This window comes from Bradyrhizobium macuxiense (assembly GCF_001542415.1).
GTDB lineage: Bacteria > Pseudomonadota > Alphaproteobacteria > Rhizobiales > Xanthobacteraceae > Bradyrhizobium > Bradyrhizobium macuxiense.
In genome coordinates, this window is the sequence record NZ_LNCU01000041.1 from 116,008 (window position 1) to 137,424 (window position 21,417).

A 21,417-nucleotide genomic window follows, 5' to 3' on the forward strand; every position below is an offset into this window, starting at 1 on the left:
TGCCATCTTCAGCGTAAGGACATATATAGTTGGCAGCCGGCCCGCAGGCATTGCCGCGTCGGCCGATGTCCTGCCTGGAGGTGATCCATGTTGTTCATGCGCAAGACCACTGCGTTGCCGAGCGCCGCCGAAGCGCTGCCGGGCCGCGCGACGCCGATCCCGACCGCGACCACCCATTTCGTCAACGGCAGCAGATTGCAGCCGCCGTATCCGCAGGGCCTCGAGCACGCGGTGTTCGGACTTGGCTGTTTCTGGGGCGCGGAGCGCAAGTTCTGGGAGCTTGGCGACGGCATCTACACCACCGCCGCCGGCTATGCCGGAGGCCACACGCCGAACCCGACCTATGAAGAGGTCTGCTCCGGTCGCACCGGCCACACCGAGGTGGTGCTCGTCGTGTTCGACCCGAAGAAGATCTCTTACGAGAAGCTGCTGAAGACGTTCTGGGAAAACCACAACCCGACGCAGGGAATGCGGCAGGGCAACGACATCGGCACGCAGTATCGTTCGGCGATCTACACCGTCGGCGATGCGCAGCACAAAGCCGCGGAAGCATCCAGTGCGATGTATCAGAAGGCGCTCGCCGCCAAGGGCCTCGGCGCCATCACCACCGAGATCGCGCCGGCCGGCGAGTTCTACTTCGCCGAGGACTACCACCAGCAGTATCTCGCCAAGAATCCGGCGGGCTATTGCGGGCTCGGCGGCACCGGCGTGTCCTGCCCGATCGGCGTCGGCGTCACGGCCTGATCGCGCCATGCGTCAACGGGAAGCCGTGCCGGCTTCCCGTTCGATATCGCGCCGAAAACCCTTTGTTAACCATAACCGGTGCAAGACTGGGGCTGTCTCGTTTGAGGGATGGGTCCGGTGCCGGTTGCACGCGCGTTACGATTGCCGATCATTGCCGTCACGACGGCGCTCGCGCTGTCGGGCTGCATGAGCACGTCCGGTCCGGTGGCCGTCGGCCCGCAAGGCAGTCCCGATTCCGTCGCCTACGGCCAGGTCTATGCGCCGGCTCCAGTCGCGGATGCGAGCGGTGGCGGTGCCATCAGCGCGATGCGCTCGGCCTTTGCAAGTTCCCCCCGAGGCTATGCTGCGCCGGTCGCGGCCCCGGTCGTCTACGCCGCGCCGGCCGGACCGGCCCGCTACGACAGCAGCTATCATCTCGATGCCGGCGACCGGCTTCGCGTCGTGGTCTACGGCCAGGAAGGCCTCACCAACACCTATGCGATCGACGCCGCAGGCGCGATCACCATGCCGCTGATCGGCTCGGTGCCGGCACGCGGCCGCACGCCGGCCGGGCTCGCCGCCGAGATCACGGGACGTCTGCGCAACGGCTATATCCGCGAGCCGTCGGTGGCGGTCGAGATCGAGGCCTATCGCCCGTTCTTCATCCTCGGCGAGGTCGCGGCCCCCGGGCAATATCCTTACGTCCCCAACATGACGGTCGAGAGCGCGGTGGCGATCGCCGGCGGTTTCTCGCCGCGCGCCAAGCGCGACAGCGTCACCTTGACGCACTCCGATGCGTCGGGCTCCGGCCGCTTCGTGGTGCCGCTCGGCACACCGATGAACCCCGGCGACACTGTGTTCGTCAACGAGCGCTGGTTCTGATCACAGCTCGTCATGCGCGGGCTTGACCCGCGCATGCATCCGGCAAGAACTTTTTCGAAGGCGATGGATTGCCGGGTCCCGTCTGCGCCAAGGCTTCGACGGGGCTAATGGTCTGAGGCACGCCGAAGCTTTAGCGGAGGCGGCAAGCCCGGCAATGACGTTTCAGCGCAGATGCTTGGCGAAGAACGCCATGCTGCGCGGCCAGGCGACGTCGGCACTCGCCTTGTCGTAGCTTGCGCGCTCGTCGCAGTGGAAGCCGTGCTGGGCGCCGGGATAGATGAAGATCTCGACCTCGGGCCGCTTCGACTTGATGGTCTCGACATCGCTCAAGGGGATGCCGGCATCCTTCTCGCCGAAATGCAATTGCGTCGGCACGGTCGGCTTGTCGTCGGCAAAGCGCACCACCGCGCCGCCGTAATAGCCGATCGCAGCTGAAAGTCCGGACAGCTTGGTGGCGGCCGCATAGGCGACGCTGCCGCCGAGGCAGAAGCCCACGATGCCGACCGGGCCAACGGATTTCACCGCGTCGATCGCGGCCTGGGTGTCGCGCAGTATCGCGGCCCAGTCCGGATTGGCGACGAACTTCCGCGCGTTGGCGATCTCGTCGGGCGAATAGCCGCTCTGGAAGTTCGGCTCGATACGGTCGAAGATCGACGGCGCGACGGCGACGTAGCCCTCCGTCGCCAGCCGGTCGCAGACCGAGCGGATGTGGTGATTGACGCCGAATATCTCCTGGATCACGACGATCGCGCCCTTGGGCGCACCGGCGGGATCGGCGCGATAGGCGCCGGATTCAAAGCCGTCCGAAGCCTTGAGCTTGATATCTTGTCCCATGATTCATCCTTGTCTGGTTGCGGGTTGCATGAAGGTCTCGGTCCACGCGAGGCGCTATCGCCACATCCAGTTCTCGCCCCAATCGCCCTTCCAGCCGGCAAGCCGGCCCTTGCGGAACTGCAGATAGAGACGGTCATGGTGTGGGAATAGCCCGCTGCCGCCGATATCGCGGAAGGTCAGGAAGACCTCCTCGCCGGGCCGACCGCTGACACGGGTGAAGGGCGTGCCGAGCGCGCGCTGGGCTTGGTCGACGCCCATGCCGAACACCAGCGGCGTGTTGTTCGACAGCGTTGCGGTGAACGAGGACGCCGAGCCGCCGAATGGCGGTAGCTTCTGCGCGCTGGCAGCCGTGGTGCCGGCGGCCAGCAGCAGGGCGATGACGACCGTCTTCACGAGGCGGCCTTTCCCCGCGCGCCGGCCTCAAGCTCATCCAGGAATGGCCGCACGGCATCGATGAACGCCTGCGGCTGGTCGATGTTGACGGCGTGGCCGGCGTTCGGGATCACCACCTTGCCCGCGCCCGGGATTTTCGCCGCCATGTAGTCGGAGGCGGCCAGGAACGGCGTATCGTCGGCGCCGACCACGACCAGCGACGGCACCTTGATATCGGGCAGCGATTCGATCACCCGCGCATCGCGTTGCGCCAGCATGCCGCGGGCGGCGCGCGCCAGGCCCTTGGCGTCGCGATGCGTCACGGATGAGCGCTCGGCGCTCAGCGACTTCAAGACTTCGAGCCCTTCGCGATCAAACCGGTCGCCGGTGTCGCGGGCACGCTTGTTCCAGACCTCGCGGGCGTCATCCTTCTTGAAGCCCGGGCCGGTGTCGATGATCAGGAGCGCGCGCACCCGTTCGGGGTGGGCGCGATGGAAAGCGAGCGACATGTAGCCGCCGAGCGACAGGCCTCCCACGATCGCGTTGTCGGCGCCGACGGCGTCGAGCAGGCCGGCGATGTCGCCGACCGTCAGGGCTTCGCTGTAGCTTGCGGGATCGTCGGGATAGTCCGATTGTCCGTGGCCGCGCATGTCCCACAGCACGAGCTTGTGGTGTTTCGAGAGCGCCGCGATCTGGCCCTGCCACATCGCCGACGTCGACGAATAGCCGTGGGTGAGGATCAGCGGTGGGCCGCTGCCGTAAACCTCATAGTGGATGTTGACCCCGTCGCGATTGAGCTTTGGCATTCTGGCTTCCCAATTTTCCAACCCCTGGCGATCCTAGCGCGATCCATTTGCCGTTGAGAAATGCGCAGACGGCAGAGGATGCCAGCAACTTGGCGCGTCATTGTTGAGGTCGACGCGACAAATCCCTGCCGCATCGCACAATCGGTTGTTTCGGAACTTATTCTTTTCGAACGGTTCCAAATTGGATTGCCTCCTGCCGGTAACCGGATCATTGTCTCGGCAACTGTCGCTTACCCGGTGGGCGCCAGCCAAGACCCAACAGTGAGATGCCGCCGTAAGCGGCTTCATACACCGGAAGGGGAGAGAGATGCCTAATCTCAATATCAACGGGCGGAATATGTCCGTCGAAGCGGCGAACGATACACCGCTGCTCTGGGTCATCCGCGAGCAACTGCAGATGACCGGCACCAAATTCGGTTGCGGCGCGGGCCTCTGTGGCGCCTGCACGGTCCATCTCAACGGCGAAGCAGTGCGGTCTTGCCAGACCTCGCTTGCCGACGCCGTCGGCAAGAAGATCACCACCATCGAAGGGCTCTCCGCCAAGGGCGATCATCCCTTGCAGAAGGCCTGGATCGCCGAGCAAGTGCCGCAATGCGGTTACTGCCAGTCCGGGCAGATCATGCAGGCGGCGGCGCTGCTGTCGAAGAACACCAACCCGACAAAAGAGGAAGTGGTCGCGCATATGGACGGCAATCTCTGCCGTTGCATGACTTACTCACGAATCCAGAAGGCGATCATGCGGGCTGCGTCGGACATGCGCACCGCATCGGCCACCGGAAGCGAGCGGAGGGCCACATGAATAGCCACGTGAAGATTCCGCAAAGCACATCCGCCGACCTCAGCCGCCGTTCCTTCCTCGTCGGCACCGCTGCGACCGGTCTCGTGCTCGGCTACGCCGCCGTTCCCGGCATCGATCATGCGCTTGCCGCGGCACCGGCGCATTTCGAGCCGACCGTCTGGTACTCGATCGCGCCCGATGGGCTTGTCACCGTGACCTGCGGCAAGGCCGACATGGGCCAGCATATCGCCTCGACCATGGCGCAGATCGTGGCCGAGGAGCTCGGCGCGAACTGGAGGGATATGCGGGTCCAGCTCGCCTCCAACGATCCGAAGTTCAACGACCCCGTACTGGGCGCGCAGATCACCGGCGGCAGCTGGTCGACGATGATGAACTTCGATGCGATGAGCCGCGCCGGTGCCGCCGGCCGCATCGCATTGACCGAAGCGGCAGCAGGCGCGATGGGCGTTCCGGCCAGCGAGCTGGTGGTCCGCGATTCCGTGATCAGCCATCCGAAGTCGAAGAAGTCGATGTCGTTTGCCGATGTGGTCAAGGGCGGCAAGGCGACCAAGACCTTCACGGCTGACGATCTCAAGGCGATCACGCTGAAGACGCCCGATCAATATACGAAGATCGGCGTCTCGGTGCCGCAGATCGACATCCCCTACAAGACCAACGGCACCGCGAAGTACGGCATCGACGTCATGCTGCCCGGCATGGTGTACGGCGCGCTGGTCACTCCGCCGGTACGCTACGGCGCCACGGTGAAATCGGTCGACGACTCCGCGGCCAAGAAGGTGCCCGGCTTTATCAAGGCCGTCACGCTGGACGACAAGACCACCACCACGACCGGTTGGGTGGTCGCGGTCGCGAACACCTACGCCAATGCCCGCAAGGCGGCGGAGGCGCTCAAGATCGACTATGACGGCGGTCCGAACGCGAAGCTGTCCAGCGAGTCGTTGCTGACTGAAGCCAAGCGGCTGCAGGGCTTGAGCGACTCCGGCCAGTTCTTCGTCAAGGACGGCGATCCGGACGCGACCTATGGCTCGGCGGCCAAGGTGATGGAGGCGGAATACACCACCAACATCAACATCCACTGCCCGATGGAGCCGATGAACGCCACGGCCGAGTTCAAGGGCGACATCCTGCATATCTATTCCGGCAACCAGTTCGCGACACGCTCCGGCGCGATCGCCGCGGGCGCGGCCGGGATCGATCCGAAGTATGTCGTGATGCACCAGATGTGGCTGGGCGGCGGCTTCGGCCGGCGTCTCGACGCCGACATGATGGTGCCTGCGGTGCAGGCGGCGAAGGCCGTCGGCAAGCCGGTCAAGGTGATCTACTCGCGCGAGAACGACATGACGATGGATTTCTCGCGTCCGCTCACCTACCAGAAGATCAAGGCCGGCATGGACGGCGACGGCAAGCTCATCGCGCTGAGCCACGACGTGGTCTCGGCCTGGCCGACCGCGCGGTGGGGAATCCCCGATTTCCTGTCGCCCTCGGTCGACAAGAAGGGGCCGCTCGACGCCTTCACTGTCAACGGTGCGGACTTCTTCTACACCGTGCCCAACCACTATGTGCGGGCGATCAAGAACGAGATGGCGCACAACGCCACCCCGTCCGGTCAGCTCCGCTCGGTGGCCCCGGGTTGGACTTTCTGGGCGGTCGAAAGCATGATCGACGAGATCGCGCATGCGACCGGCAAGGATCCGGCCCTGTTCCGGGTCGAACTGCTTGACGGCAAGGGCAAGAACGACGGCGGCGCACAGCGGCTGCGTAACACGCTGCTGGCAGCGATGGGTCTTGCCGGCTACGGCACCAAGAAGCTGCCGAAGGGTGAGGGCATGGGCGTTGCCTGCGTGTCGTCGCAGGAGCGCGCCACCGCCAGCTGGACCGCCTGTGTCGCCCACGTCGCGGTCGCGCCGTCGGGCGAGGTGACGGTGAAGAAGCTGACGGTCGCAACCGACGTCGGCACGCAGGTCAATCCCGACGGCATCCGGGCCCAGGTCGAGGGCGCGGCGCTGTGGGGCATGTCGCTTGCGCTGTTCGAGAAGGCGACGTTGAAGGACGGCGGCATCGAGCAGACCAACTTCGACAGCTACACCCCGTTGCGGATGAGCCAGCTGCCGGAGGTCGCGGTCAACGTCATCGCCAATGGCGAAAAGGCGACCGGCGTCGGCGAGCCCGCGGTGACGGTGGTGGCGCCGGCGATCGGCAACGCCGTCTTCAACGCGGTCGGTGCCCGCGTTCGTAGCCTGCCGATCTCCGCCGAGGCGGTGAAGGGGGCGATGAAGGCGTAAGGAGCTTTCGCCATCCAAAAAAGATAATCCGCCGAGGAGCCCCCTCGGCGGATTTTCCTTGTCCGGCCGCGCTGATTCTGCTGCCGGAATCTGCGGCTCTTCAAATTGTATCCATTCCGCTCAATCGCCGTTCAGCATCCCCATTAAGCCGGAGGGAACCCCTCACAGGTTAAGCGTTGGCCGTCGGTCGTTACCGCGACGGGGATTCCATGACTGCCTTAATGAACAAGACTTCGAAGCGCCGCCTGCTGCTGGCGTCTGACAGAAGCGATCAGAGCAACGAGCTCGCCAGCATCCTGCGGTCGGTGGGAGAGGTCGATACCATCCCGACCTCGGAAATTCCCGAGCAGCCCGCCCGCGATCTCTCCGGCATTGTGGTCGACATCAACCTGCGTTCGCCGGAAAGCGTGCAGCTCGTCCGCGCCAAGCTGCAGGGCGAGGCCTATCGCGAGATGCCGCGGCTGTTCGTGCTGGCGGACGCGCTGCATCATGCCTCGATGCAGGCCTGGGCGCTCGGCGCCACCGACACGATCTCGCGGCCGTTCGATGCGCGCGGCATCCTGCAGCGCATCCGCGCCGCATTTCCCGACAACAGCGGCTACGACGAGACCGATCGCGGCAAGGCGCTCAACCGCGGCGTCGAGGCTGCGCATGCGGTGATGGTCAAGATGTTCGAGCGGATGCGCGCCGGCGAGCCGCTGAAGTTCGACGACATCGTCGCAGCCGAGAACAAGATCATCAAGGCGATCAAGCACAACTCGCTGCGCGAATGGCTGACCACCGTCGGCTGCCATCACCATGAGACCTATCGCCACTGCCTGTTCGTGACCGGCTTTGCCGTGGCGTTCGCCCAGCATCTCGGCATGCGCGAGGACGATCAGCGGCGGCTCGCTCGCGCCGCTTTGCTGCACGATGTCGGCAAGGCGTTCGTCCCGGTGGCGCTGCTCGACAAGCCGGGCGCGCTGACGGTCGAGGAAATGGCCGAGATGCGCGAACATCCGCGCCGCGGCTATGAGGCGTTGTCCGCGCAGGGCGGCTTCCCGCCGGAAATGCTCGACGTGATCCTGCATCACCACGAATTCCTCGATGGCACCGGCTACCCCAACGGCCTCAGCGGCAACCAGATCAGCGACATCGTCCGCGTCACCACGATCGTCGACGTCTATGCTGCGCTGGTGGAGAAGCGCGCATATCGGCTGCAGTTCACCCACGCCAAGGCGTTCTCCATGATGGAGGACATGAGCGGCAAGCTCGACCAGCAGCTGCTGCAGGCGTTCCGCCCGGTGGCGTTCGGGCATTATTGAGCCGCCAAGATCCTCGCGTCATTGCGAGCGGAGCGAAGCGATCCATCGCTCGACATGCGCGGTGAGATGGATTGCTTCGTCGCTTCGCTCCTCGCAATGACGCGAGTGGCGAGGTACTTAGCCATTCAACGCAAGTCGCTGTCCTTACCTCCGCCTAGATTCCGGCGATCATCGGCGCGACCAAGGCGCAGGCGGCGAGGACCACCATGGATACGACAGCGGCCGGGAATCTCGACATTCCCGCGGATATTGCGGCCACTCTCGTCGATCCGGTGGCCTATGCCGACCATCGCATCCACGACAGCTATCGCTGGCTGCGCGCCAACAATCCGCTCGGCATCGCAAGGCCGGAGCGGTTCGATCCGTTCTGGGTGGTGACCAAGCACGCGCATATCCAGGCGATCAGCCGGCAGAACGAACTGTTCCACAACGCCGACCGCCCGACCACGCTGACGAACCAGGCGGTCGAGGAGCGCGTCCGCAAGATCACCGGCGGGCCCAATCTGGTGCGCTCGCTGGTGCAGATGGATGCGCCCGACCATCCGAAATACCGCGCACTGACGCAGGGCTGGTTCATGCCGGCCAATCTCGGGAAGTTCGAAGCCCGCGTTCGCGAGATCGCGCGGGCCACGGTGCAGCGCATGCTCGACAAGGGCGGCGCCTGCGATTTCGTCGAGGACGTCGCGCTCGGCTATCCCCTGCATGTCATCATGGAGATCCTCGGCGTGCCGGAGGCGGACGAGCCGCGCATGCTCAAGTTGACGCAGGAGTTGTTCGGTCCGCAGGATCCCGACACGGCGCGCAGCCGCGAGTCGCTGAGCGCGGAGCTGTTCTCCGCGATGATGCAGGCGGTGGTCGCAGACTTCTCGGCCTATTTCCGCAAGATCACCGAGGATCGCCGCCGCAACCCGCGCGACGATCTCGCCACCGTCATCGCCAACGCGAAGATCGGCGGCGACTACATGCCCGAGCACGATCAGACCAGCTACTACATGATCGTCGCCACCGCTGGGCACGACACCACCTCGTCCTCGACCGCCGGTGCGATCTGGGCGCTGGCCGAGGACCCGGCCGAGTTCGCCAAGGTGAAGGCCAATCCGGAGCTGATCCCGGGTCTGGTCGACGAGGCGATCCGCTGGATGACGCCGGTCAAGCATTTCATGCGCTCGGCGACGGCGGATACCGAACTCGGCGGCCGCAGAATCGCGAAGGGCGACTGGCTGATGCTGTGCTACGCCTCGGGCAATCGCGACGAGGAGGTGTTCGAGGATCCCTATCGCTTCCGCAGCGACCGCAAGCCCAACCGCCACGTCGCCTTCGGCTACGGCGCGCATCTCTGTCTCGGCCAGTATCTGGCCAAGCTCGAGATGCGCATCCTGTTCGAGGAGCTGCTGCCGCGGCTGAAATCGCTCTCGCTCGACGGCGAGGTGAAGATGACGCAGGCCTACTTCGTGAATGGGCCGAAGAAGCTGCCGATCCGGTTCGAGGTGAATTGAGAACTCTCGTCCCCGCTGAGGTGGGCAAGGTGAAGCGCCTTCGCTCCTCGCAATGACGGCAGCAGGGAGCTCACTCCAGCATCTTCCGCAGTTCCGCCTTCGCTACCTTCTCCAGCGTCGAGCGCGGCATGTCGTCGACGAAGCGGATTTCCCGGGGCACCTTGAAGTCGGCGAGACCGGAGCGGCAGGCGGCCATGACGTTGTCGTGCAGGTCGGCGGGCAATGCGGCGACACCGGCGTGCGGAATGATGAAGACGACCGGCACTTCGTCCAGCATCGGGTGCTTCTTCGCCACCACCGCCGCCTCGCGCACGCCCGGCACCACCGCGATCACCTGCTCGATTTCGGATGCGGCGACATTCTCGCCGCCGACCTTCAACATGTCCTTTGAGCGGTCGCCGAACTTGATGTAGCCGCGCTCGAGCATCGTGACGCGGTCGCCGGTGATGAAATAGCCGTGCTCGTCGAAGCTCTCGCGCGTCGCCTTCTCGTTGTGCAGATATTCTGCGAACAGCGACAGGCCGGGAATGCCTTTGATCAGCAGGTTGCCGGTCTCGCCGACGCCGGTCGGCGTGCCGTCGTCATTGGTGATGCGGATCTCGTATTCCGGTGCGGCGCGGCCGATCGACATCGGCGTGTTGGGCTGATCAACCTCGCCGATGATGCCGTGGGTGATGGTCTCGGTCATGCCCCACCAGCCGATGATCTTGACGCCGAACACCGCGAATGGCGGCGGCTCGTTCACCGCGGTGCCCCAGAGCCGGAATTTGTGGTTCTTCGGGATCTCGTGCTCCAGCAGCGCCTTCATGCAGAACGGGATCGTCGAGGTCCAGGTGCTGCCGTGTTCGAGCGCCACCGGCCAGAAGCGGCTGGCGGAGAAGCGCGGCTGGATCACGCAGGTGCCGCCGACCCACAGCGTCGACAGCATCGAATAGGCCAACGCGTTGGTGTGGAACAGCGGCAGGTAGGTCTGGTGCACGTCAAAGGCATGCAGGTCCTGATGCGCCGCGTTGATCTTGGCGCCCCAAAGGGCGTTCGCATGCGTCCACAGCACCGCCTTCGGGCGCGATGTCGTGCCGGAGGTGTATTGCACGCTGCACGGCGCGAGCGGATCGATTGCGCGTCGCGGCCGGTCGGCGCTGTCGGCAAACAGCGATTCGAAGCGGTCACCGCCCGTTGGTGCCTGGGCCGGCGGTTGTCCCGCGTCGTGCGCGGTCACGGCGATCCAGCGCAGGCTCTTGCAGTTGGCTGATACCAGTTCGGCATAGGCCGGCTGGGTGATCGCGGCGACCGCGCCGCAATGATCGGCGAAATATTCGATCTCGGCCGCGGCCGAGCGGGTGTTCGTGGTGACGGCAATGGCGCCGAGTTCGACGCAGGCGAACCACGACATGACCGCCTCGATGCAATTGTCGAGATGGATCAGGACGTAGTCACCCTGCCTGATGCCGCGCTTCGCAAGACCGGCTGCGAGCGCGCCGACGCGCTCATGGAATTCGCCGTAGGTCCAGCGCCGTGCCGGCGCGTCGAACGGTGCCCAGATCAGGAACGGGTGATCGCGGCGCACCTGGGCGCGCATCCCGAGCAGCCACGGCACGTCGAGCCCCGCAAACGGTCCTACGACGCCCGGCGCTGCTTTTGCATTGGTCATGTGTCCTCCCGCGTCGCTTCAGCGGCTGCTTGCTTGTTGTCGGGCCTTTGTGCCACCGCTTGCGGTGGGGAGCAAATCGGAGTTTGGCGTCGTCTTTCCGCGTCATTGCGAGCGGAGCGAAGCAATCCATACCTTCCACGGGAGGCGTGGATTGCTTCGTCGCTACGCTCCTCGCAATGACGTGGAGAGGTCAGCCCGCGTTTCCCTCATACGACGAAATCTCGATCAGGCTGCCGTCGGGATCTCGGCAGTAGACCGAGTGCAGCGTGCCGCGTGCGCCCTGCTTGGCCACCGGACCTTCCTCGATCGCAACGCCATTGGCCTTGAGATGCGCGACCACCTCCTCGGGCGTGCTCGCGGTAAGGAAGCACAGATCGTCGCTGCCGGCGGTCTCGTGATCGGCGGTGAACCAATCGACCTTGTCGGCGTCTTGCGGCCGCACGTTGATCTTCTGGTTGCCGAACACCAGCGAGGTCCGCGGTGTCTTGCCCTGGCCGGGATCGAACACCTTCGCCTCCATGCCGAGGATCTTGCTGTACCAGACAACCGAGCGCGCGACATCGGCGACATTGATCACGATGTGGTCGAGCGCATTCACCTTGACGGACATGATTGATCCCTTCGGTCCAGAGCGTTTTCGAGCGAAGTGGACGCCGGTTCGCCTGAAGAAAACGCGTCAAAACAAGAATTCAGAGCGTCGGTTCTGATGCCGTCAGAGCTGAAGCTTAGCCTTTCGTCGCGGTCGGAGTGTCGCACTGGTCGCTTCCGGCTTTGTTTGTTAGAATCGCCGCGCGAGTAATTCAACAGAAACGGGCAGGGAGCCAAACCCTGCCGCATCGGGAGGCAACTTCATGATTTCACGCCGCACTGCGCTGGGCCTGATCGGATCGGGGATTTCGACATTTGCGATCGGCCGCGCAACTGCCGCCGATTATCCGGCGCGGCCGGTGCGGTGGATCGTCGGCTATCCGCCGGGCGGCGCCACCGACATCATCGCACGCCTGATCGGACAGCGGCTGTCGGAGAAGTTCGGGCAGCAATTCGTGATCGAGAATAAGCCGGGTGCGGGCAACAATATTGGCACGGAGGCCGCCGTCAATGCCGAGCCGGACGGCTATACCGTGCTGCTGGTCAATCCGGCGAACTACATCAACGCCTCGCTCTATGCGAACCTGAAGTTCAATTTCGTGCGCGACGTCGCGCCGATCGCCTCCTTCAATCGTGTGCCGAACGTGATGACGGTCAACAAGGATGTGCCCGCCAAGAACGTTGCGGAGTTCATCGAATACGTGAAGGCCAATCCCGGCAAGGTCAACATGGCGTCCTCCGGCAACGGCACCTCGGTGCATCTCTCCGGCGAGATGTTCATGTCGATGACCGGCTGCAAAATGCAGCACGTGCCCTACCGTGGTGCTGCGCCCGCCATCACCGACATGCTCGGCGGCCAGGTGCAGGTGATCTTCGATAATATGCCGTCGATCATCCAGCACATCCGCTCGGGCGCGCTGCGCGCGCTCGGCGTGACGACGGCGGAGCGTTCCTCGCAACTGCCCGACGTGCAGGCGATCGCCGAGACCGTGAAGGGCTATGAGGCGAGTGCGCTGTTCGGCATGGGGGCGCCGAAGAACATGCCGAAGGAATACATCGCCAAGCTCAATGCCGAGATCAATGCCGTTCTGGCCGAACCCGAGATGAAGAAGCGCCTGGTCGAGCTCGGCGGCGATCCCCTGATCCAGACGCCGGAAGCTTTTGGCAACGACATCAAGGCCGAGACCGACAAGTGGCAGAAGGTGGTTCAGTTCGCCGGCCTCAAGGTCGAATAGGCTCTTTCTCAACCGAGCGGCGGCGCGATTGACGTGTCGCGCCGTTGCCGCCGGGGTTTGTTGCCAGAGGCAGCCCCGGCCACAAGGCGCTCGGTGAACATTCCTGACATTCGTATCGGCGGCGTGCCGGCATTAACGCCATCGTGAAGCGCGGTGCTTGACGTGGCGCCGTTTGCGGCTATACTAAACCTTATGGTTAAGTATCAGGACGAGACGCTGGACCGCACGTTCGCCGCGCTGTCCGATCCCACCCGCCGGGCTCTGCTGGCGCGGCTCGGTGAACGTGACAGTCTGTCGGTGAGCGAACTGGCCCAGCCGTTTGCGATGTCGCTGCCGGCGATCATGAAGCATCTCGACGTGCTCTCGGATGCCGGCCTGGTCGCACGCGAAAAGACCGGCCGCACGGTGGCGTGCCGGCTCACCGCCCGGCCGATGGAGCAGGCGATGAATTGGCTCAATCGCTACGCGCAGTTCTGGTCCGACAACCTCGACCGTCTTGCCGCCTTCGTGGAGGATAACCCATGGCCGACAAATCCGCAGTCGCCGCCGACGCCGGCCTCGCCGCGCGCCCAAGCCTCACCCTCGCGCGGCGGCTCCGCGCGCGGCCGGAAAAGGTCTACGCCGCGTGGACCGAGCCGGAAAACCTAGCGCGGTGGTTCGGGCCGGGGCAGGTCAAGCCCGGCACCACACGCGCGGATCTCGATGTTCGGGTCGGCGGGCGCTACCGCATCAGCTTCACCGGGTCGAACGGTGAGTATCACGAGGTCGGCGGTGTCTATCGCGAGGTGGTGCCGAACGAAAGGCTGGTGTTCAGCTGGGCGTGGCATTCGACGCCGGAACGCGAGTCCGTCGTGACGATCTCGATCAAACCCGACGCCGGCGGCACGCTGCTCACCTTCAATCACGCGCAGTTCGTCGATGAGGCCGCTCGCGACAATCACCAGCGCGGCTGGACCGAATTCCTCGGCAATCTGGAAAATTTCGTCGCTACCTGAAAGCCAACACAAGGAGCATCCGATGCAAGCGCACAAGATCGTCTCCCGCGAAGAATGGACTGCGGCGCGCAAGGCCCTCATGGCCCGCGAGAAGGAGCTCACGCAGGCGCGCGAAGCGCTCAGCCGGGCGCGGCGCGAACTGCCCTGGGTCAAGGTCGACAAGGACTATGTGTTCGACGGGCCGAACGGCAAGCTCACGCTCGGCGATCTCTTCAGAGGCAGGCCGCAGCTCGTGGTGCAGCATGTGATGTTCGCGCCCGAATGGGACGCAGCCTGCAAGAGTTGCTCGTTCTGGGCCGATGGCTACGAGCGCATGGTGCCGCACCTGGCGGCGCGCGACACCACGATGGTCGCGATCTCGCGTGCGCCGCTGGCCAAGCTCGAGGCCTTCAAGGCGCGGATGGGCTGGACCTTCGACTGGGTTTCGTCGGGGAGTAATGACTTCAACTACGATTACGGCGTGTCGTTTACCCGCGAGCAGATGGAAAAGGGCGAAGCGCGCTACAACTTCGGAACAACGCCGCCCTATGGCGACGAATTGCCGGGAATCAGTGTGTTCTATCGCGACGAGACCGGCAGTGTGTTCCACACCTATTCCACCTTCGCGCGCGGCCTCGACATGATGAATGCCGCCTATCACTATCTCGATCTGACGCCGCTCGGGCGTCATGAGGAAGGGCTGCCCTATCCGATGGATTGGGTGCGGCTACGTGACCAGTACCAACCGTCACAGGTTCAGGCATCCTGCTGTCATAGTTGACGGTGTAGCAACGGGAATCGCCCATGCCTTACGTCGATGGATTCATCGTCGCCGTGCCGAAGAAGAAGCTCAAGGCCTATGCGCAACTGTCGAAGAAGGCCGGCAAGGTCTGGCGCGAACATGGTGCGCTCGATTATCAGGAATGGGTCGCGGACGACGTCAAGCCGGGCAAGCTGACGTCGTTTCCGCAGAGCGTGAAGCTGAAGGCCGCGAAACCGTCGTGTTCGCCTGGATCACCTATAAGTCTCGCGCACAGCGCGACAGGATCAACGCCAAGGTGATGGCGGATCCTCGTCTGGCGATGATGGACGCGAAGACCGCGCCGTTCGATCCCAAGCGGATGATCTATGGCGGCTTTGCGAGCTTGGTGAAAGTGTGAGGCGGTTCGCCTCATTCTTGCAGTAACTGACCGTTAAACATGTTGATGGGTCCGCCGTTGTGATCCGGCTTGCCTTTGCTTGGTAATCCCGTATACTTTGCGGTACAAAGTTCGGGTGAACCGATGCGCGACCTCGACAAGGCCTTGGCCGATATTCTCGCGATTCGCAGCCAGATTGCGGCGGGAACTGCATTCCGTGGCTATGGTCCTGCGACTGTCGCCGCCACCAGCGGCATTGCGCTCATCACCGCACTCGCCCAACACCTCTGGCTCGACGATCCCACGGGCCATCCGATTGCGTTCCTCGCCGGCTGGGCCGTCGCGGCCCTGGTGTCCGCCGTGCTGATCTGGATCGAGATGCAGGCGCGCTCGCGGCGGCATCACTCCGGCCTTGCCGATGCGATGATCCAGCAGGCGATCGAGCAGTTCCTTCCCGCGGCCATCGCCGGCGTGCTGCTTGCGATCCTGCAATGGAAATTCGCGCCCGAGACGCTGTGGATGCTGCCCGGCCTGTGGCAGGTCCTGGTCAGTCTCGGCGTGTTTGCTTCAGTTCGCTCGCTGCCGCGCACGATTGCGCTTGGCGGCGCCTGGTATTTTCTGTCGGGCTTCACGGTGCTGTTGATCGCAAGCCAGAGCCACGCGCTGTCGCCCTGGACCATGGGGCTGCCCTTTGTGATCGGCCAGCTCGTGCTTGCCACGCTGCTTTATTTCGCCTCCGGAGAGATCGATGTCGAAGATTGACGCGACCAGCGCGCCATTCGCCTATGACGGCCTTGACCGCGTTATTCACGAGAAAGCGCGGCTCGGCCTGCTGACCTCGCTGATGGCGCACCCGAAAGGGCTCGCCTTCGCCGACCTCAAGCAGCTCTGCCGCCTGACCGACGGCAATCTCAGCCGGCATCTGCAGGTGCTGCAGGAGGCGGGCCTGGTCGACGTCATCAAGGGCTATGAGGGCAACCGCCCGCATACCACCTGCCGTCTCACCAAGACCGGTCGCCGCCGCTTCCTCGACTATCTAGTCGTGCTCGAACAGCTGGTGCGCGATGCCGCGAAGGCCGCGGGTCCCGACGAAGGCGCGTCGCGCCGGCTCGGTATCCAGCCGGTCTGATCATCCCCATTTTTGCCTGGAGACTTTGTGATGCAAAGCAACGTCGCGCTCAAGCCGGAAGCTGCCGCCCGGCTGCATGTCGGCATCATCATGGACGGCAACGGCCGCTGGGCGACTCGGCGCGGGCTATCGCGGTTGCGCGGGCACGAGGCGGGGGTGGAAGCCATCCGCCGCGTGGTCGAGGCTGCGCCGGACCAGGGCGTGGGAACGCTGACGCTCTACGCTTTCTCGAGCGACAACTGGCGGCGTCCAAGGACAGAAGTCGCCGCGCTGATGGCGCTGCTGCGCCTTTATCTCGCGAACGAGGTCGCCGCGCTCGTGCGCAACGGCGTCCGCCTCACCGTGATCGGCAGGCGTGACCGGCTGCCCGACGGCATCGCCAGCGCCATCGCGCGTGCGGAGGCTGCGACCGCCGGCGGCACGACGCTGCATCTGCGCATCGCGATCGATTATTCGGCGCGCGACGCGATCCTGAACGCGGCCGTACGTGCCGGCGCTGTCGGCGAGCTCAGCCGCGAGACCTTCGCCGATCTCATCACCGGCGAGGCCGGCCTGCGCGACGTCGATCTGATCATCCGCACCTCGGGCGAGAAGCGGCTGTCGGACTTCCTGCTCTGGGAGGGCGCCTATGCCGAGTTGCACTTCACCGAACGGATGTGGCCCGAATTCGAGGCCGAGGATCTCGCCGATGCGCTCGCCTCTTTCCATCGCCGTGAGCGCCGCTTCGGCGGGTTGACGGCGATCGCACCGGAGGTGGTGCCGAACCTCTAGCGCGAGGAGCGAGCGCGTTCTGCGACAGCTCCTTCAAAAGCCCGACCGGGGGGGAGCTCTCTCTGACAAAGATGCGGGGACGACCGGTCACGCCAACCACAGCGGGAGCGATCATCCATGCGCGTTCCTCTTGTCAACGTGCCGCATCCCTCGATCGGCAGCCGGATTCCTGATGACCATTTGCCGCCGCTCGGCCTGCTGTCGATCGGCGGGCCGTTGATCGACGACGGGCATGACGTTCGTCTTGTCGACGCCGAATTCGGGCCGCAGCCGGTGCAGGCGATCGAAGAAGCCACGGCCTTCGCGCCGGACGCGGTGTTGTTCGGCCATTCCACGAGGAGCCCTATGTCGCCGCCATCGTGCGCAGTGAAGGCGAGGAGACGGCGCGACGGCTGATGCGTGCGCTCGAACATCACGGCGATCTGGGGGCCGTCGCTGGCATCGCGTTCCACGATAGGCACGGGCCACGTGCCACACAGCCCGCGCCCGTGATCCGCGACCTCGATGCCTATCGCGTGGGCTGGGAACTGATCGATCACGCGCGCTACAGCTATTGGGGCGGCTTGCGCGCGGTCGTCGTGCAGTTCTCGCGCGGCTGTCCGCATCTCTGCAACTATTGCGGCCAGCGCGGCTTCTGGACGCGATGGCGGCATCGCGATCCCGTGCGCTTCGAAGGAGCTGGCGCCGGCGCCTCGCGCGCAGCGTAAGTTCATACCGTCGTGCTGAGTTCTGGATAACGACCGCCAGCGGGTGGACCGTCGAGTCATCCGCACGATAATTTCCAGATCGGCTGCGCAGAACAAAAAGAACCGTGGCGGTCGAGGCGTTGGAGTGAGCATACAAGTTGCGATTCTAAAGGTTTTGGCGAGTCACGGCAGCGGTCGAGCTACGCTCAATTCCCTCAAGCACGATCTCGCAATTCTCTCAACGAGTGGTGCCGATTGGCAGATGCGGATCAAGCGTCTGGCGGCGCGGGTCCCTGATATCAATATCTTTGGCAGCGGTTACGTGTTGCGTGACGCCGAAGGGTGGCAGATCACATCCGCCGGCCGCGAGTTCCTGCGCGGATTGGAAGCTGTGACACAGGACAATCTTGCGCCGGCGCCGCCGCCGGTGGCCGAGGCCATGACCCGTGCACCGGGCGCGCTAATCGTCGTCGGTCATCGCTTCAGAAATCGCGGGCGCGTGCAACGTGATCCCGAACGCGCGGCAGCCGGCCGACGCCGGCCGATATTCGACAAGCATTGAACCTCGACGCATGACGCGCGACCTACCTCCGAGGTATGGCTTTGGAGGTCGTGAATGACTGCTTTGGCTCAGTCGATCGTCCGTGCGTTTTCTGCGAATTCGTTGCAAATCACCATTATCCGGAATCTGCTGTTATTCGCGCTGGCCGTGCTGTTCGTTGCGGTCCTCAGGGCAACCTATGGCCTCGACCTCAGCCCGGGCTTCTTTTAGGCCGACGACGCTTTTTTCAGCCGCAAGTCATATTAGCTTAACCGCATCGGGCTAGCTAAGCGCACGCTTCCCTTGCATCTCGAACCTGGGCCGATCTCTCATGGACAAGCCGATGCGCTGCCAGTGCGGCAGGACGCGAACGATTGTGCTCGACAAGCATTTCCGCACCGCGCTGGTATGCCTCAAATGCGATGAGGTCGAGCTGGCCCGGCCGGTCGAGCGGGCGGAAGAAGTGTTAACCGCGCGATAGCGCGGTTTTGGTTCTGAAATCCGCTGGAGCGTTTTCGAGCGAGGTGGACGTCGGTTCGCGTGAAGAAAACGCGTCAAAACAGGAATCCAGAGCTTCGGTTCTGATTCTATCGGAACCTAAAATGCTCTAGGCTTCGCTTTCCGAAACGTTCGAAGCGAAGCCAACCGATGCCGCGATATCCCGAGAGTGCCCAAACCGCCGTGACGCTCGCGGACGTACGCCGTGCCGCTTCCGTGATCCGCGACTCGGTCATGGTCACCGTGTGCAATGAAAGCCGCACGCTGGGCGAGATCTGCGGCTGCCGCCTGTTCCTCAAATTCGAGAACCTGCAGTTCACCGCGACCTTCAAGGAGCGCGGCGCGCTGAACCGTCTGCAGGCGCTGTCGCCCGAGGAGCGCAAGCGCGGCGTGATCGCAATGTCGGCCGGCAATCATGCCCAGGGCGTGGCATACCATGCCAAGCGGCTCGGCATTCCCGCCACCATCGTGATGCCGATCGGCACGCCGATGGTGAAGATCGAGAACACCAGGCGTCACGGCGCCGAGGTCATCATCACCGGGCAGACCCTGGAGGAGTGTTTCACATTCGTCAGGTCGCATGCCGCGGAGCACGGCTTGATTTTGGTTCATCCCTATGACGATCCCCTGATCATTGCCGGCCAGGGCACGATCGGGCTTGAGATGCTCGAGGCGGTGCCGGAGCTCGACATCCTGGTGATACCGATCGGCGGCGGCGGGCTGATCTCGGGCATCGCGACCGCGGCGAAGGCGCTGAAGCCATCCATTCAGGTGATCGGCGTGCAGGCGCAGCTCTATCCGTCGATGTACAACGCGGTCCGCGGCGAGCAGCTGCCGATGCGTGGCGATACGCTTGCCGAGGGCATCGCGGTCAAGGCACCGGGGCAGATCACCACGAAGATCGTTCGCGAGCTCGTCGACGATGTCGTGCTGGTCAGCGAGGACCAGATCGAGCGCGCGGTCGCAATGCTGATCTCTATCGAGAAGACGGTCGTCGAAGGCGCCGGTGCGGCCGGGCTTGCCGCCGTGCTCGCGGCGCCGGAACGCTTTGTCGGCCGCAATGTCGGCCTCGTGCTGACCGGCGGCAATATCGATACGCGCCTGATCGCCTCGGTCTTGACTCGCGAGCTCGCGCGCGAGGGCCGGTTGACGCAGCTTGCGCTCGATATCGTCGACCGGCCCGGGCAACTCGCAGCGGTGTCGATCCTGCTCGCGGAGGCCGGCGCAAATATCATCGAGGTCTCGCATCAGCGCACCTTCTCCGATCTGCCGGCGAAGGCAACGCTGCTGGAGCTCGTGATCGAGACTCGGGATCGCGCGCACCTGGAAGACGTGCTGGCGAGACTCGGCGCTGCCGGATTCGTTGTGCGGGAGACTTGAAGCCACGGGGCGTCCGCGCGCATTGCGCTGGCCCTTCCGTCATGCTGAGGAGCGCGGAACGCGCGTCTCGAAGCATGCGCGGCCCGGCTGGTGGCCGTCGATCCTTCGAGACGCCTGCTGCGCAAGCTCCTCAGGATGACGGGTTCATGGCCTCACGTCGACGCATCTTCAGCCGCCATCTTGGCGAGCTTGGCGATCGTGTTGATGTTGCGCGCGGTGCCGTTGGCGGCTGCGGGGATCTTCAGCTTCGAGCGGCCCATGCCGCCGCCATAGGCGACATAGATCTCGCGCTTGCCGATCCGCACCTGCTCGTCCTGCTGGCCCTTGATGTCCTTCAAGGCATCCTTCGCCGGCGGATCGTCGAGGAAGATCGCGACTGTGTAATTCGGTGGCGCCTTCGGGAACGGGTTGGCCTTCAGCACCGCGGCGATCTCGCCGGCGCTGCGGACCACGACGCCGACCGGCTTGCCGGCATAGGCATGCAGCCGCTTCTCCAGCGCCGCCTTGACCTTGGCCGCGCCGAGCTTCGATGAGAACACCACATTGCCGCTCGCAATGTAGGTTTGCACGTCGCCGAACCCTTCCTCGACGCACATCGCCTTCAACTCGGTCATCGGCAGCTTGCCGGTGCCGCCGACATTGACCGCGCGCAACAGGGCGACGTAACGGGGCATCAGGGTCTCACGTCAGCAGCAGGGCCATGCCAGGATCGCCCTTCTCCATCGCGCGCCGGTAGGCCGGGCGCGCGGCAACGAGGCCGACGTAGTTCCTGATGTTAGGGCAGCGGCCGAGATCATAGGGCAGGAAATAGCGCATGGTCGTCAGCGAGAAGCCGATCATGATGTCGGCCGAGGTGAACTCGTCACCGGCGAGATATGTCGCGTCGCGCACGCGCGCGTCGACCATGTCGAAGGAGCGATCCACCCGCGCCTTGGTCGCGACCAGCATCGGATTGTCGGCGGCGAGGTTGAGCCGATCGAGGATCATGTTGCGGCCCATCTGGGCCTGCAGCGTACCGTTGGCGAAGTGGAACCAGTACAGGAATTGCGCGAAGTCGGGATGATCGGACTTCAGCGCCAGCCGTCCGTCGCCGTATCTGGCAATGATGTATTCGACGACCGCACCTGATTCGGCCAGCACCAGTTCGCCGTCGGTGATGACGGGTGCGGTGCCGGTCGGATGCAGCGCTTTGTAGTCGGCCGGCGCGAGCATTGTGACGGGATCGCGCGTGTAGCATTTCAGCTCATACGGGATCCCGAGCTCCTCGCAGAGCCAGACAATCCGCTCCGATTGTGACCTGCCGAGGTGATGGACGGTCAGCATGTCC

23 protein-coding genes and 3 pseudogenes are annotated in these 21,417 nt (G+C 64.4%); 19 read left to right on the forward strand and 7 right to left on the reverse strand.

What is annotated here, in order from left to right:
• The first annotated feature begins 87 nt into the window (after nt 1–87).
• Entirely contained in the window at nt 88–744 is a 657-nt protein-coding gene (gene msrA / locus AS156_RS14455; protein WP_066505085.1) for a peptide-methionine (S)-S-oxide reductase MsrA, read from the forward strand.
• Nucleotides 745–852: 108 nt separating this feature from the next.
• Complete coding sequence (locus tag AS156_RS14460; RefSeq protein ID WP_066505086.1) at nt 853–1,605, forward strand: polysaccharide biosynthesis/export family protein; 753 nt, start codon at nt 853–855, stop codon at nt 1,603–1,605.
• 162 nt (nt 1,606–1,767) lie between these two features.
• On the opposite strand, the gene AS156_RS14465 is transcribed toward AS156_RS14460, so the two are convergent.
• The 3 genes from AS156_RS14465 to AS156_RS14475 are packed head-to-tail and all read right to left on the reverse strand — an operon-like array spanning nt 1,768 to nt 3,617.
• Nucleotides 1,768–2,439, reverse strand: a complete 672-nt coding sequence (locus AS156_RS14465) for a dienelactone hydrolase family protein (RefSeq protein ID WP_066505089.1) — start codon at nt 2,437–2,439, stop codon at nt 1,768–1,770.
• A 54-nt stretch (nt 2,440–2,493) separates the two neighbouring features.
• Nucleotides 2,494–2,832 (reverse strand): hypothetical protein, encoded by a 339-nt coding sequence (locus AS156_RS14470; RefSeq protein ID WP_066505092.1) that lies wholly within the window; start codon nt 2,830–2,832, stop codon nt 2,494–2,496.
• Entirely contained in the window at nt 2,829–3,617 is a 789-nt protein-coding gene (locus AS156_RS14475) for an alpha/beta fold hydrolase (protein WP_066505095.1), read from the reverse strand. The genes AS156_RS14470 and AS156_RS14475 overlap by 4 nt, the downstream gene beginning before the upstream one ends.
• 307 nt (nt 3,618–3,924) lie before the next feature.
• Between AS156_RS14475 and AS156_RS14480 the strand changes: the two genes are divergently transcribed.
• The 4 genes from AS156_RS14480 to AS156_RS14495 all read left to right on the forward strand — a co-directional run bounded on the left by AS156_RS14480 (nt 3,925) and on the right by AS156_RS14495 (nt 9,498).
• Nucleotides 3,925–4,416 carry a (2Fe-2S)-binding protein gene (locus AS156_RS14480; protein WP_066505105.1) on the forward strand — a complete coding sequence of 164 codons (492 nt, stop codon included), beginning with the start codon at nt 3,925–3,927 and terminating at the stop codon, nt 4,414–4,416.
• A complete protein-coding gene (locus AS156_RS14485) occupies nt 4,413–6,698 on the forward strand; it encodes a xanthine dehydrogenase family protein molybdopterin-binding subunit (protein WP_066505108.1) in 2,286 nt (761 codons plus the stop codon). Before AS156_RS14480 ends, AS156_RS14485 begins: the two co-directional genes overlap by 4 nt.
• A 209-nt stretch (nt 6,699–6,907) precedes the next feature.
• The gene (locus AS156_RS14490; RefSeq protein WP_066505110.1) at nt 6,908–8,002 is read left to right on the forward strand and encodes an HD domain-containing protein; all 1,095 of its coding nucleotides are present in this window, start codon (nt 6,908–6,910) and stop codon (nt 8,000–8,002) included.
• 206 nt (nt 8,003–8,208) lie between these two features.
• Nucleotides 8,209–9,498: a cytochrome P450 gene (locus tag AS156_RS14495; RefSeq protein ID WP_066505113.1), complete on the forward strand. Its 1,290-nt coding sequence runs from the start codon at nt 8,209–8,211 to the stop codon at nt 9,496–9,498.
• Nucleotides 9,499–9,568: 70 nt separating this feature from the next.
• Here the strand turns inward: AS156_RS14495 and AS156_RS14500 are convergent, their stop codons facing one another.
• Entirely contained in the window at nt 9,569–11,149 is a 1,581-nt protein-coding gene (locus tag AS156_RS14500; protein ID WP_066505115.1) for an AMP-binding protein, read from the reverse strand.
• Nucleotides 11,150–11,339: 190 nt separating this feature from the next.
• On the reverse strand, nt 11,340–11,759 hold the full coding sequence (locus tag AS156_RS14505) for a VOC family protein (RefSeq protein ID WP_066505117.1): 420 nt from the start codon (nt 11,757–11,759) through the stop codon (nt 11,340–11,342).
• 241 nt (nt 11,760–12,000) lie between these two features.
• On the opposite strand from AS156_RS14505, the gene AS156_RS14510 reads away from it, so the two are divergent.
• The 13 genes and pseudogenes from AS156_RS14510 (at nt 12,001) to AS156_RS14565 (ending at nt 20,090) form a co-directional block, all read left to right on the forward strand.
• The gene (locus tag AS156_RS14510; RefSeq protein ID WP_066505119.1) at nt 12,001–12,972 is read left to right on the forward strand and encodes a Bug family tripartite tricarboxylate transporter substrate binding protein; all 972 of its coding nucleotides are present in this window, start codon (nt 12,001–12,003) and stop codon (nt 12,970–12,972) included.
• A 192-nt stretch (nt 12,973–13,164) separates the two neighbouring features.
• A complete protein-coding gene (locus AS156_RS40655) occupies nt 13,165–13,620 on the forward strand; it encodes an ArsR/SmtB family transcription factor (protein WP_082747510.1) in 456 nt (151 codons plus the stop codon).
• Nucleotides 13,605–13,967: pseudogene (locus AS156_RS14515) on the forward strand (SRPBCC family protein); the annotation flags it as partial. The gene AS156_RS40655 and the pseudogene AS156_RS14515, both read left to right, overlap by 16 nt.
• A 22-nt stretch (nt 13,968–13,989) precedes the next feature.
• Nucleotides 13,990–14,727: a DUF899 domain-containing protein gene (locus AS156_RS14520; protein ID WP_066505129.1), complete on the forward strand. Its 738-nt coding sequence runs from the start codon at nt 13,990–13,992 to the stop codon at nt 14,725–14,727.
• A gap of 23 nt (nt 14,728–14,750) precedes the next feature.
• A pseudogene (locus AS156_RS14525) lies at nt 14,751–15,106 on the forward strand (DUF1428 domain-containing protein).
• 123 nt (nt 15,107–15,229) lie between these two features.
• Nucleotides 15,230–15,847, forward strand: coding sequence for a hypothetical protein (locus AS156_RS14530; RefSeq protein ID WP_066505132.1), 618 nt, complete (start codon nt 15,230–15,232; stop codon nt 15,845–15,847).
• Nucleotides 15,834–16,214, forward strand: a complete 381-nt coding sequence (locus AS156_RS14535) for a transcriptional regulator (protein ID WP_066505138.1) — start codon at nt 15,834–15,836, stop codon at nt 16,212–16,214. Before AS156_RS14530 ends, AS156_RS14535 begins: the two co-directional genes overlap by 14 nt.
• A 30-nt stretch (nt 16,215–16,244) precedes the next feature.
• Nucleotides 16,245–16,985 (forward strand): di-trans,poly-cis-decaprenylcistransferase, encoded by a 741-nt coding sequence (locus AS156_RS14540; RefSeq protein ID WP_066505140.1) that lies wholly within the window; start codon nt 16,245–16,247, stop codon nt 16,983–16,985.
• Nucleotides 16,986–17,102: 117 nt separating this feature from the next.
• Nucleotides 17,103–17,656 (forward strand): annotated as a pseudogene (locus AS156_RS40660) (magnesium-protoporphyrin IX monomethyl ester cyclase); the annotation flags it as partial.
• A gap of 79 nt (nt 17,657–17,735) precedes the next feature.
• The gene (locus AS156_RS14555; RefSeq protein ID WP_245312811.1) at nt 17,736–18,233 is read left to right on the forward strand and encodes an aminoacyl-tRNA deacylase; all 498 of its coding nucleotides are present in this window, start codon (nt 17,736–17,738) and stop codon (nt 18,231–18,233) included.
• A 63-nt stretch (nt 18,234–18,296) separates the two neighbouring features.
• On the forward strand, nt 18,297–18,443 hold the full coding sequence (locus AS156_RS14560) for a response regulator (RefSeq protein WP_066505156.1): 147 nt from the start codon (nt 18,297–18,299) through the stop codon (nt 18,441–18,443).
• Nucleotides 18,444–18,543: 100 nt separating this feature from the next.
• On the forward strand, nt 18,544–18,693 hold the full coding sequence (locus AS156_RS42850; RefSeq protein WP_160331096.1) for a hypothetical protein: 150 nt from the start codon (nt 18,544–18,546) through the stop codon (nt 18,691–18,693).
• Nucleotides 18,694–18,860: 167 nt separating this feature from the next.
• Nucleotides 18,861–20,090: a threonine ammonia-lyase gene (locus AS156_RS14565; protein ID WP_066505158.1), complete on the forward strand. Its 1,230-nt coding sequence runs from the start codon at nt 18,861–18,863 to the stop codon at nt 20,088–20,090.
• Nucleotides 20,091–20,242: 152 nt separating this feature from the next.
• Here the strand turns inward: AS156_RS14565 and AS156_RS14570 are convergent, their stop codons facing one another.
• Entirely contained in the window at nt 20,243–20,764 is a 522-nt protein-coding gene (locus AS156_RS14570) for a DUF1697 domain-containing protein (protein WP_066505160.1), read from the reverse strand.
• A gap of 7 nt (nt 20,765–20,771) precedes the next feature.
• The gene (locus AS156_RS14575) at nt 20,772–21,413 is read right to left on the reverse strand and encodes a glutathione S-transferase family protein (protein ID WP_066505162.1); all 642 of its coding nucleotides are present in this window, start codon (nt 21,411–21,413) and stop codon (nt 20,772–20,774) included.
• Nucleotides 21,414–21,417: the final 4 nt, after the last annotated feature.